At 37.4% G+C, this 12,517-nt stretch carries 6 protein-coding genes; all 6 read right to left on the bottom strand.

Annotated elements, in window-relative coordinates:
- Positions 1–918: 918 nt before the first annotated feature.
- The 6 genes from ACFJGY_RS04900 to ACFJGY_RS04875 all read right to left on the bottom strand — a co-directional run bounded on the left by ACFJGY_RS04900 (position 919) and on the right by ACFJGY_RS04875 (position 12,462).
- Positions 919–1,287, bottom strand: coding sequence for a VanZ family protein (locus ACFJGY_RS04900; protein WP_379968683.1), 369 nt, complete (start codon positions 1,285–1,287; stop codon positions 919–921).
- Positions 1,280–1,657 (bottom strand): glycine cleavage system protein GcvH, encoded by a 378-nt coding sequence (gene gcvH / locus ACFJGY_RS04895; RefSeq protein WP_379968681.1) that lies wholly within the window; start codon positions 1,655–1,657, stop codon positions 1,280–1,282. The genes ACFJGY_RS04900 and gcvH overlap by 8 nt, the downstream gene beginning before the upstream one ends.
- 140 nt (positions 1,658–1,797) lie before the next feature.
- On the bottom strand, positions 1,798–8,901 hold the full coding sequence (gene sprA, locus ACFJGY_RS04890) for a cell surface protein SprA (RefSeq protein WP_379968679.1): 7,104 nt from the start codon (positions 8,899–8,901) through the stop codon (positions 1,798–1,800).
- Between the two features lie 42 nt (positions 8,902–8,943).
- Positions 8,944–9,528, bottom strand: a complete 585-nt coding sequence (ruvA, locus tag ACFJGY_RS04885; protein WP_379968677.1) for a Holliday junction branch migration protein RuvA — start codon at positions 9,526–9,528, stop codon at positions 8,944–8,946.
- Between the two features lie 156 nt (positions 9,529–9,684).
- On the bottom strand, positions 9,685–10,062 hold the full coding sequence (locus tag ACFJGY_RS04880) for a hypothetical protein (protein WP_379968675.1): 378 nt from the start codon (positions 10,060–10,062) through the stop codon (positions 9,685–9,687).
- 117 nt (positions 10,063–10,179) lie between these two features.
- Complete coding sequence (locus ACFJGY_RS04875; protein ID WP_379968673.1) at positions 10,180–12,462, bottom strand: NADP-dependent malic enzyme; 2,283 nt, start codon at positions 12,460–12,462, stop codon at positions 10,180–10,182.
- Between the last annotated feature and the right edge of the window lie 55 nt (positions 12,463–12,517).

The following is a 12,517-nucleotide window of genomic DNA, read 5'->3' as shown; positions in this document are numbered from 1 at the left end:
TTTAAAGTTTTTTTTAATTAACCCGAAAGTTATTTTGATATGTTTTTAACTCGTCTCCTGCGCTTCCTCTTCTCTCGATTTGGGATTGCAAAAGTAGAAAATGTTTTTGAAACTACCAAAACTTTTTTGAAGTTTTTTTCTAACCCCTAAAGATTATACAGTCTCGTTTATTATCAACTCCTGCGCTCCGTAAACCTTTCGATTTGGGATTGCAAAAGTAGAAAACATTTCCGAAACTACCAAAACTTTTTTGAAGTTTTTTTTAACCATCTAAACGGTTATATAATTTCGTATCTCTTATCAACTCCTGCGCTCCGCCAATCTCTCGATTTGGGTCTGCAAAGATAATGTATTCTTTTATATCCAACAAAACTTTTTTCAAAAAAATTAAACCTTAATTAATAAGACCTAATCCATCTCGTATACGTTCTATTGGGCTCCTGCGCTACCACTACTCTCGTTTTGGTTCTGCAAATATATGGTGGAATAAGCTGTACATGCAAACGGAATTAATGATTAGTTTACAATTGTGTAAAACTACCGTAATTAACCAACTGTAAAACAGTACGATAAAGGTCATCCTAAAGTTATCCACATTATGTTAAACATCCTTAAATTGATAGAAAACTTAGATTTGATGGGGATTTGCGGCAGGGATAGCAGCGGTTATCCTTTTACTTTTTTGTTATTTTTACCAGACAAGTTCTAATGAAGTGTCATGCTACTCCTATATAGTATGGTAATTTTATACCAAAAAAAGTAAAAGATATGAGCGGATAGCCCGGTGACAAAAATAACGATGGGAAAGAAATGGCTTTTTGGCAGCCGCCCAAGTTATGAAATTGATTAATTGTGCCAGTAAATTTAATTTCCTTAAAGTTATGAAATCTTAATATTTACTGTAACACAAAAAAAATCTCAAATCCGGTTTTGGAAATTTGTATACCTATTATATATATAGTATGAAAGTGATAAGCCTAAAGTATCGGCAACGGCATCTAAAACTTCCAGCGAACGTCCCCATTTCATAATGTCCTGCAGAATCTCTGTAAGCAATGCGTAAGAAACGAGAATCAAGAAAAAATATAATAGTGATGTCTTTGGGAAACGGAGCCGGAAGAAAAATCCGAGAAGAAAAAATATGGTAAAGTGGATGATCTTATCTATATGCCGGAACATAAAGGGATATTCTTTGTTCTCCACACCCGGACGCAAAAGCATATAAGTAAGAAATGCCCAATAAATGGGCAATGTGATCTTACTATATTTGTTTATGAGATTATCCAACAACTTCCTGGTATTCTTCTGCGGATAATAATTTGGTAAAGTCTGCAGAATCCGCAACTTTCAATTTGATGATCCAACCTTTACCATAAGGGTCTGTGTTTAGCAATTCCGGCTGATCTTCCAAATCTGCGTTAACTTCTAAAACAGTTCCGGGAACAGGAAGGAAAAGATCGGAAACAGTTTTCACAGCTTCTACACTTCCGAAAACGTCGCCTTCGTTAAGATCTTCATCTACTGTGTCTACATCTACGAATACGATGTCTCCCAATTCTCCCTGGGCATAATCTGTAATTCCGATAGTTGCAGTGTCGCCTTCTACTTTAACCCACTCGTGGTCTTTGGTGTACTTTAGTTCTGATGGTGTGTTCATTTCTTTTGATTAGGTTTTGGCAAATTTAATTATATAATTAGGATATAACAATAGAATAAAAATAAATTGCAAAAAAAAGAGTAAACAATTTGCTTACTCTTTTTAAATATTAGATTTAGAAATCTTTGGTCTAAATCTTATTAATTACTTGTTCCTCCAAACGTCAGCGTGGCTGTAATACCTGCGCGGGTCGTAGATAATGGGAAAGCGGTGGATATTTTATATTTTGTCACCATCTGATCGTAGAAGAATTTCAGGTTCAGATTTTGAGACATATTATAGTCTGCGGATAATTTGAGGCTGAAGATCTTTTGACCCCCTGTAATCTGAGAATCATCAATCAGAATATTAGTGATCGTGGTTTTGCTGTCTCTCATCGATAGATCTGCTCTCATATTAAGATCACTTTTCACATCTCTGGATTTGCCCTGATAATTAAGACGGATCTTTAGGTCTTTCAAAATATAACCGTAACCTACCACAAATTCGTTTCCTAATTCTTCCGTCAAGGTTGTGTTTACCAATCCTAACATATATGTTCTGTCTCTGTTGTAATTGAAACGGAACTGCATATTGTTTCTCATCGTTACATCAAAACCAATCAATGGATAGAAAGATTCTACATAACCAACCTGAGAGAAGGTATATGGATTATATCTGTTCCCGTTTGAGTCATAAGCCGTTTCTGAATTATTCAAATCCCTGTTATAATAATCGATGCTCGACTGAACGCCCGACATTGTAAATGTAGAAACGTAAGAGTGCAAAACATCAAACTTAGAGAACTGACTATTGATAATAGGAATATTTCTAAGTCCTGAATATACTAATTTCCAGTTTGGCAAAGGTGTCCCGGCTTTGGTCGGATTGCCTAATTGTTTTGGAGACTTGCCTTCTATCGCTGCTTTGAACGCCGGAATCAATACATAAGAATTACTTTTTGAATAACCTGCTGTAAATCCATCTCTGTCTCTGATGCCTTCAAACTGTTGGGAAATTGCCAATGCATTTTCTTTGATCGACTGATAAAGCGCTGCTCCGTCTTTGAAAGCTGTATTAAATGTCCAGGATGTATTGGAATAAGTTACCAGTTCTGTTCCGAAGGCATCTCTGTATCCACGGTAACCTGTATCATCTGTAACATTATAACCACCCTGAATATAATTTCTGCTGTAATTCTGAAGAACGTTAAAATCTATTCTAAGATCATTAGCAGGCATTAGCTGTAAATTCCCGGTAATTGTTCTGTTATTAAGTTCAGAATAAGCATCACTCATCAAAGTAGAATTAGAAACCCATCCATTTTCTATCACTGTTCTTCTGATATCTGCCTGAGACCCGAGCAAGAAGCCAATTGTTGGTCCGCCAAGCGTCTGTCCATATCCGTAGAAGTTAGGTGCGGATAAAAGTCCCGGCAACACAATTCCGTTGTTTTCATTATAGTTAAAATCTAACTGTTTGAAAGATGTCAATGCATAAGCCACTGCCTGAACAGGAGTCAGCTTGTTTTTAAATTTATAAGATTTGAACTTAAATTTACTATTCTTCTTGGTGAATGCCGTGTTGTAAACATTATTAAGTGAATCTATTTCCTGACGGCGCTTCTGCATTTTGTCTGTGATCTTCTTAAAGTAATTAAACTTACCAAAGAATTTCGGGATGTCAACCGTTGATGTTGCAACAATAGCATTGGTATTCTGAGAAACATTTCCAAGATTTTCTGTGACACCATTAAATACAACATTTCTTGAAGCCGTTGATCTTGCATTCCAATTGTACTGAAACTGGTAGCTCAATTCTGCGTTGATGAAATCCAGATAAGGGAAATATTCAAACGGCAGTCTATAGTTCAACTGTGCTCTGTGGTTATACAATACAGGGCGACCGGCACGGAAAGGATTCTCGAAGATAGAACGGTTGTTCATAGAATTAACATCCAACTGGTCATTCAAGGTTTTTGTTTCAGAATTAATTTCCAATTTCAAAGACTTGGTAAAGTTGAATCCTAAACTATACTGCCATCCGAAGAAGAAGTTTCTGTTTTTGATCACATCGAAATCCGAACCTCCGTTTCCGGAAAGTAATGCATCCACATTTCTATACTCTAACTCGTTATAATTTCTGTCCAAAATAGTTCTGAAAGATAACCTCGTCGGAACCGGATTAAAATTAAACTCCTTGATCCATCTCAGATATTTATAAGACTTGGCCGTATCGCTGACCATCTTGTTGAAAGGTTTCAAAACATAAGGCTTGAAAGTATAGTTGTACTCAACATAACCTTTCAGGTATTGCTTGTAATTTCTTTTGGTGTAAACGTCTCTGTAGAAATCATCGTTATAAATCGCCGTTACATTGATGTTCTCCACATCATAGAATTTAGGTTTTTTGTCAGGATTCATTCTTTCTTTTCTCATATTCACAACACCGATACTTCTTTGTTGTGTATAAGTACTGACCACTTTTTTAAGTTCTGCTTCATTAGGAGCTTTGCTTAATTCGACATCATTATCCAGCGGATTGTATTTTGGGTTGGTCATCGTCTGTGTATAAGAATAATTCACAGGGATTTTCAATCCTGCTTTTTCCGGCAAGAACTTATCTACATTCACAGTTGTATTGATGCTGAAAGCAGAATTATCATCCTGAGATCTTTCAGAAGGTTTCTCATCGATAGCTCCAAAGCCGACAGATGCATACGATGCGTTGGCATTTACCATTGCAAAATCTCCAAGGTTGAAGTTAAGACTTGCGTTACCTGCATATCCACCTTTGTTCTCAATCTCAGAAAGACGGATCTCGTTGACCCATAATATTAAATCTTTTCCGGCGTCTGTTACAGGGTTAGTATTTCTGATACCCAACATTATTGTAGTTACGTTGCCTATACTGGGACGACCTTTTACATATATTCTCTTATTTTCATCTCCAAACTCAGGGAATAAATATCGATTATCTATATTTTCTGTACCAGCTCTAAGTAACTCGTCTCTTTTTAATTTTGCATTCACAAAATTTTCTATTTCGAGATTGACATCATTCTCTGTTGGCCAAATATCTAATTGTGAAGTTGAATTTCTTGGCGTATATTTTAATGATGACTCGTATTCATAATAATTATCAACGGCATCGCTTCCAAAACGGATGAAAAACTTGGCATTAGGATCAACTTGATTGCTATTGATCGTTGTCTGATTGGTTTGATTTTCTGCGTGTACAAACAACTGTAATTTTTTGTAACGACGCATATCAAGGCTTGTATTCTTAAATACACCTCTGGACTCCCCCTTTAGATTAGTAACTTTCAAATAAAGTGAAGATTCGTTTTGTCTTTGTGCACCTGCATTTCCACTTAATACTTGTCGGTCGATTCCTGGAGGCAAAACATATGGAGGTGTGCCAAGCGCATTTTCTTCAAGATTTACACTTCCTACATCAAGGTTAGAATTTATATCAGTTACTACAGGTGTATTACCTTCATTTTGAGAAGGAACAGCAGGGCTTGCAATCAGGTTGCTGTACTTTCTCCAATCTGATCTTACCAAATCAAAAGATCCGAATCGAAGTGTCGAAGTCTGGTCGAAACCTTTCATTAATAACCTCGCAAATCTTACATTATTAAGGACTGATTCGTCTGAGCCTTCAACCACATTAGTACCATCGACACCATCATACTGCGCAACCGGAACTCTGAATAAATACCATTTTACTTTTTTGGATTGTCCGTTTTCGAATTTAACATCGACTTCTTTTACATCTACAATTTTATTTTCTCCCAAAACCAAACTGGAAGGTGCAAGATCAATTGTATACTGGTTGTAATTTTCGGTTTGATCCAGATTATAATCTCTGTTTACATCTTCTGCGTCGGGAGTCTGAGTTGATACCTCCAAAGTATTGGCTGCAGAGTTTCCTTCCGGACCACGGAAATATTTGTAACGTTCTGTCAAAGATGATGCAAGATTTCCCTGGAATTGATCTGACAAATAAAATACAAAGTTATCAGAAGCCGGATCTAGTTCATTGGTAACAGGATTCACAAAATTAACTCCAAATTTCTGCTGCTCCTGAGTTCCGTTAAGTCCATCATATCCTAAATCCTGCTGTGTTCTTTCGTCACCTTCTGTTGAGAAAGCATATAGAATCGGATATTGACTTGGCTGAGTTCCCCAATTTGTAGTAGATGTGTTGGTCGCTGTTGTTGCAGTTGGCAATCCATTTTCGTATTGCAGTTTACCATCTTTTAAGACATCTTCGGAGACATTACCTAACTGAAGCAATAATTTTGGATTACTACCCAATGTATTTCCGTCTGCATGAGGATCCTGCATCCAGAACTCAACATAATCAATATTGGATGTTACAAAGTTGGTCACAGAAATAGGTCTCATAAGTCCAGCCCATCTTTGGGAAACTAACTCGTTGCCTGGATTTACGTTGTATGGCCCTCTCTGTTCCGGATAATAAGTTACATCAAAAGTGTTAAGAAGTGTTTGCTCGCCGGCTACATAATCTCTGTTATTGTAAAGTTCCTTCATCTGAACCCTTCTGGATGCAAAATTGGAAAGTGTCTGTGCATTGATTCCGCTTGGAGCTTTGCCACCAACACCATAAAATCTTGGATCAATCGTATACCAGGATAACAGACCTCTTCCGTAACCACTGTTCAGATTATCATTATTAACTGACTGAGGAAAAACAACATCACCAATATTCTTTTCCGGGCGAGATGCCAGACTCCACATAGAAGCATCTTTCAGAGAAATTTTAGAAGTGGTCTGCTCAAAGTCGTCAATGTAAGATTGATCATTGATTCCTTTGCTTTGTCCCGGAATCAGATAAGCGCCTTCTGCTTTAAAATTAAGGTTAGAAGGTGCTTCTGTATTTACGAACGGAATTTTATCTGTTAATCTTGTCAGGAATGGCAGTTCATTATTATACATCATATTGAAGCCCGCCATTGTATTGCTCACCGCTTCCTGACCGTAGTTCACTTTTTGTGTCAATGGTCTTTCCGAATAGTTGACAACTGTAGCGCCAACTGTCAGATGCTCATTGAATTTTCTCTCCAGATTAAGTCCCCAGAAACTTTTTCTCTGAGTGTTGAAGGTCAATTGATTTTCCAAAGAGATATTAATCGCCTGCCCGGATTGTTTTACTGTTTCATTGATGATTGTGACAGTTCCAAGCATATAATCGACGGTGTAATCTACACCTTCTACAAGCTGAGCTCCGTTTGCCGTAACTTTTACCGAACCTTGCGGAACGTTGATAGCGCCCAAGGAAATCCCCTGACCCTGACTTCCCTTGTAACGACCTTCGATAGTATATCGCTGTTCTTGCGGCAGCTGTGCCTTGAACTTTGTATATAGATCTTTGATAAGATATGGCGACTTATCCTGGTTTGTAAGTATACCATCTAAATAATTGACGAAAGGTTTTGCTTTTGTGAAGATCAATCTTCCATTTTCTGCATCTACTGTAATGCCATTCACAAAATCGAAAATACCATCACCATATTCACCTTTAGAATTCTGCTGTAAATCATTGTTAATATTCAGACGATCCCAATTGAATAGTCGTAATAAATTGGTATCTCCGGCTACGCCGTTAGTATATTGTGCTCCTGGTAAGTAATTAACCTTACCTCCTGAGTTCGGGTCTTTGAAATAGACATTAAGCAAGAAATCCTGCGCCTGAATCTGACTTGTGTTAAGAGAATAAATATTCTTCATCATCAGGTCCCACATTGGAGAACTTGTTTTTACTGCAACGTTGGATTTCAACATTTTTGTAATAAGAACACTATTTTCCTCCGAGAACTCTCCTACTTTATAAACCGTGCTGGAGCCATTCATTGTATAAGAATAAGAAACAGCTAAGAATTGCTGATCATTAAGCCTCTGATTCAAGGATATATAACCTAATTGAGAATTGAATTTGTACTCAGAGCTTGTTAATTTTCTTGCCTTACCATTATAAATATATTGTTCACCATCGTTGTTATATGGTTGGGTGCTTCCCGGGAAAGTGTTTCCATTCAGTACATTTCCTGGGGAGACAGTCGTTCTGTCTGATCCTAAAGTAGAGGAAATTGCATTATATAATCCAAGGTTGGCATTGCTTGGAATAACACCATCCTGCTCTCCCAAATCTCTGATCCCGACGATTGGTTTCTGAGTTTCAAGATTCGCACCACCCTGATCCAGAACCCAAACTTCTAATCTTGTAATATTAATTCTGGAATTAATGAGCGGATAGCTATTAAGCGACTCATCATATTTGTCAAGGAAATAATGTCCAAGGAAATAATGCTGGTTATCTTCGTAGTCTATCGCATTGATTTTGAAAGTGCTCAGGGCACCACCACCTTGTGCAACGATAGTTTTTGCTTCACCCTGTTGTTGTGAAAACACCAAAGTCCCCGTTGTTTTACCCAACTGGAACTCTGTTTTAAGACCAAATAAAGATTGAGATCCCCGGATTAAACTGGTAGAAAGCGGCATACTGATGTTACCTACCTCTACTCTTTTAATGATTTTATCTTCCGGATCCTGCCCTTTTTCATTAAGGCCTTTGGATTGCAGATCTTTCCACGACCCTTTTGCCTGCCAGACCATATTCATACGGTTTTCAAAAGCAAAACCGCTCTGGGTATCATAATTGGCTTTCAGCTGAAGATTTTCTCCAACTTTTCCCGTAATCCCCAACTGGATTCTTTGCTGGATATTGATGGCAAAACTTTTCCTATTCTGAGGAAGAATCAAGGGGTTTTCTATTTTTTGAGATAAAACACCAAGATCAAAAGAGGCAAAACCCTGCGGAATAAGCTCTATTTTGTTGCTGCCGAAAATATTTTCGAACATTTTATTTTTGATCGTGACAGACGGAATCAGCCCTTTCTTTTTGGCATCTGTCTGGTCTCTTCTTTTTCCAAGATCGTTTAAAAGAGATTTTTCTTCGTAATAAGAACGAAGATTATTCTCCATGGTGTAGTTTTTGTATTCTTCAAACGTCATCGCGATTGGCGAACCAACGACTGTGTTCCCAACCTTAGGATACAAATAATACATTCCTGTCCCGATGTCGTAAAAAGCATCATATCGGATAGGATCTGCCAAACTAAAATCTTTTCTGACACTTATCAAACTGTCAGAAGGACTATCTTGGGCAAAAATGTTTGTAAAACCTACAAAAACTAAAAAAAGGAGGGTTAATTTATAAAGGTAAATATTTTTCTTCACTTATATTTTTTTAAGAAATTGATGATAAAATATCATCAAATGTTAAATGTTTTTTAAAATCTCTTTTACTAATTCTTCAATAGAAACTTCCGGATTCTGCTTCAAAACTCTATCCGCAATCTTCTCACTCACTTTCCTGGAAATCCCTAAAACTTCTAAAGCAGATAACGCCTCATTCTTGATTTTATTGTTTGCAAAATTAGAAAGTTTTTCTTCGGAAATACTGAATCCTCCAACCTTATCCCGAAGATCGATGATAATCCGTTCAGCAGTTTTTACACCTATTCCTTTCACCTTTTGGATGAGTCCACTGTTGCCGGAAAGGATTGCATTGGCAGCTTCGGACAGACTCAGCGAAGATAGTAATATTAATGCGGAAACCGGTCCAACACCGTTAACACTTATTAACAGGTTGAACATCTCTTTTTCTTCTTTGCTGAAAAACCCAAAAAGAAGATGCGCATCTTCACGAATGATCTGCTGGATGAAAAGAAAAACCTCAGAATTCAGCTTCAGGTTTTGGGAAGTCTGCAAGCTCAAACTTACATAATATCCGATTCCATTGACCTCGATAACGGCAAAAGTAGGCGTCAGTTCCTGAACAAAACCTCTTAAAGAATAAATCATTAAATCAAAAAATTAGGGTTTTGCGAAGATATAAATTAACTTAAAGATAAAAGCCATCTTAATAGTTAAAATGGCTTTTCTATAATCTTCTTTGAATATTTATATGGATTTACCTATCTTCATCCTAAATTTTGAAGATCAAGAATTTGAAAGATTTTAGTTTGGATCAAATTTTTCAACATGAATTTTTAAATCATTATAAACTATTTCCGCCTCTTTATTTCCTTCTTTTGCCAGCTTTTTAACGTGTTCATAAAAAGCCAATGATTGCCTGTAAAGACTTTCTCCCAAAATCAGTTGCATATCTCTAAAAGTCTGCGACAATTTTTCAAGTTTGATTGTAATGCCTGCCAGCATTTCAAGCTCCTCCGGCGATTTGTCCGGTTTGTTTTTCAGATTATATGCAAATTCATAAATAACTTCCAAACTTTCTTTTATTTTCTGATGTTCCTCCGGAGTCATGCTCCTTATTCCTTTAAGATTTTTCTGAAATTTCTCTTCAAACTCTTTGGTAAACTTATCGTCAAAATTCATAATTGTGTTTTTTATAAGGATAAATTTAGCAAAATATTTCAAAGTATAGATTAACTTAAATAAAAAAGCCATCTTAATAATTTAAAATGGCTTTTATTTATACTAATTGAGATTAATCTACTTTTTCTCTTTCGTCTGCGCATCCAGAACCGCAATCGTGGCAAGATTCACGATTTCATCAACGCTGGATCTCATTTGAAGAACGTGAACCGGCTGATCCAGTCCCATTAAAATTGGACCTATAGTTTGTGCGGCTTTCATCCCACGGATAATTTTATAAGAGAGATTGGCGCTTTCAAGATTTGGGAAAACCAAAACGTTGGCAGGATTGGTTCCTAATTTTGAGAAAGGATAATCTGCAAGGTGATCACTGTTCAAAGCAAAATCCGGCTGGATCTCGCCATCAACCACCATTTTCGGATATTTCTGATGAAGGATTTTCACCGCTTCCGCCACTTTTTTGGAAGAATCTGCTTTGGCTGAGAAATTCTCGTAACCCAACATGGCGATTCTTGGTTCGATTGCGAAAGACTTAACCGTAATCTCGGCCATTTTTGCAATATCAACCAAATCTTCTGCAGAAGGGTTTTTATTAATAGAAGTATCTGCGAAGAACAATGGTTTTTTTTCTGTCAGGATCATCATCATCGCAGCAACTTTGTTCACGCCTTGTTTTTTAGGAATGATTTCCAAAATAGGTTTCAAGATAGATGAATAGCTTTTGGAAAAACCAACAATCAACGCATCTGTATCCCCATGAACCAACATCAGTGGCCCGAAGTAATCACGTTGTCTTACGTATCGTTTTGCTTTGTACTCATTGATTCCTTTTCGGTTTCGAAGATCCCAAAGTGTTTTTCGGTATTTTTTTCGGGTTTCTTTATTTTCATCGTCATTCGGATCGATGATCGGAATATCCAGATCCATCCCGAACTCCTGCATTCTTTCTTTAATCAATCTTCTGCTCCCTAACAAACTTGGAAAGGCAATCCCTTCTTCCTGTAGAATTTGTGCAGCTTTCAGAATATTATACTCTTCACCATTGCCTAATGTTACTCTTTTCGGGTTTGCTTTTGCACGGTTTTGCATCATTCGGACAAGCTTTTCATCTCGTCCCATTCTGTCCAATAACTGATTTTCGTAAGCTTCAAAATCCTCGATTGGTTTTCCGGCAATTCCGCTTTCCATTGCTGCTTTTGCAACAGCGATAGAAACTTTTGTAATCAATCTGTTATCAAACGGTTTCGGGATGAAATATTCTTTTCCAAAACTCATATTGGTTACATTGTAAGCCAGTTTCACCATTTCCGGAACCGGTTCTTTTGCAATTTCTGCCAATGCATAAACTGCTGCCAGCTTCATTGCTTCATTAATTCCTTTTGCCTGAACATCTAATGCGCCTCTAAAAATATATGGGAAACCAAGCACGTTATTCACCTGGTTAGGATAATCACTCCTTCCGGTTGCCATCATTACATCTGGTCTTGTTGCCAATGCGAGATCATAGCTGATTTCCGGATCTGGATTTGCCAAAGCAAAAACAATTGGATTTTCTGCCATTGATAATAACATTTCTGCAGACATTACATTTCCTTTTGACAAACCGATGAAAACATCAGAACCTTTCAGCGCATCTTCTAAAGTATCAATATCGGTTTGGGCAATGAAGTCTAATTTCTCAGGCGTCAGGTTTTCTCTTCTTTGATTGATGACCCCTTTGCTGTCACACATCAGAATATTTTTCGGATCAAGGCCAAGTGAAATATACAATTTTGCACAGGCAACTGCTGCTGCTCCTGCTCCATTGATCACCATTTTCACTTCCCCGATTTTCTTATCGGCAATTTCCAAAGCATTGATCAAAGCGGCTGCAGAAATAATCGCAGTTCCGTGCTGGTCATCGTGCATCAACGGAATATCCAATTCCTCTTTCAGTCTTTGTTCTATATAGAATGCTTCCGGGGCTTTGATATCTTCCAGGTTGATCCCGCCGAATGTTGGCGCAATGGCTTTTACCGTTTCGATGAATTTGTCCGGATCTTTTTCATTGATCTCAATATCAAAAACATTGATGCCTGCAAAGATCTTGAAAAGCAAACCTTTCCCTTCCATCACCGGTTTTGAAGCTTCCGGACCAATGTCACCCAGACCTAGAACGGCTGTTCCGTTGGAGATCACGGCAACAAGATTTCCTTTGGAAGTATATTCGTAAACTTTTTGAGGATCATCGTGGATTGCCATACAAGGCACAGCAACTCCTGGAGAATAAGCTAGCGAAAGATCTCTTTGTGATGAGTGTGGTTTTGAAGGAATGACTTCGATCTTACCCTTTGGTTCCTGACTGTGATAATCTAAAGCGGCCTTATCGAAAGCGATCTGATCTCTTGAATTTTTTGACATTTTTAATTTCTTTTGAGTGGACCATTCTTGGTTAAAATTTGATCCACAGGTTTTT

The organism is Epilithonimonas sp. UC225_85 (genome assembly GCF_042695135.1).
Lineage (GTDB): Bacteria > Bacteroidota > Bacteroidia > Flavobacteriales > Weeksellaceae > Epilithonimonas.
This window is presented reverse-complemented; position numbering and strand designations above follow the sequence as displayed.

What these genes read in the sequence shown, in the direction of transcription:
- ruvA (WP_379968677.1), bottom strand. Translation starts at nt 9,528, where the DNA reads ATGATTTATTCTTTAAGAGGTTTTGTTCAGGAACTGACGCCTACTTTT.
- ACFJGY_RS04875 (WP_379968673.1), bottom strand. Translation starts at nt 12,462, where the DNA reads ATGTCAAAAAATTCAAGAGATCAGATCGCTTTCGATAAGGCCGCTTTA.
- ACFJGY_RS04880 (WP_379968675.1), bottom strand. Translation starts at nt 10,062, where the DNA reads ATGAATTTTGACGATAAGTTTACCAAAGAGTTTGAAGAGAAATTTCAG.
- gcvH (WP_379968681.1), bottom strand. Translation starts at nt 1,657, where the DNA reads ATGAACACACCATCAGAACTAAAGTACACCAAAGACCACGAGTGGGTT.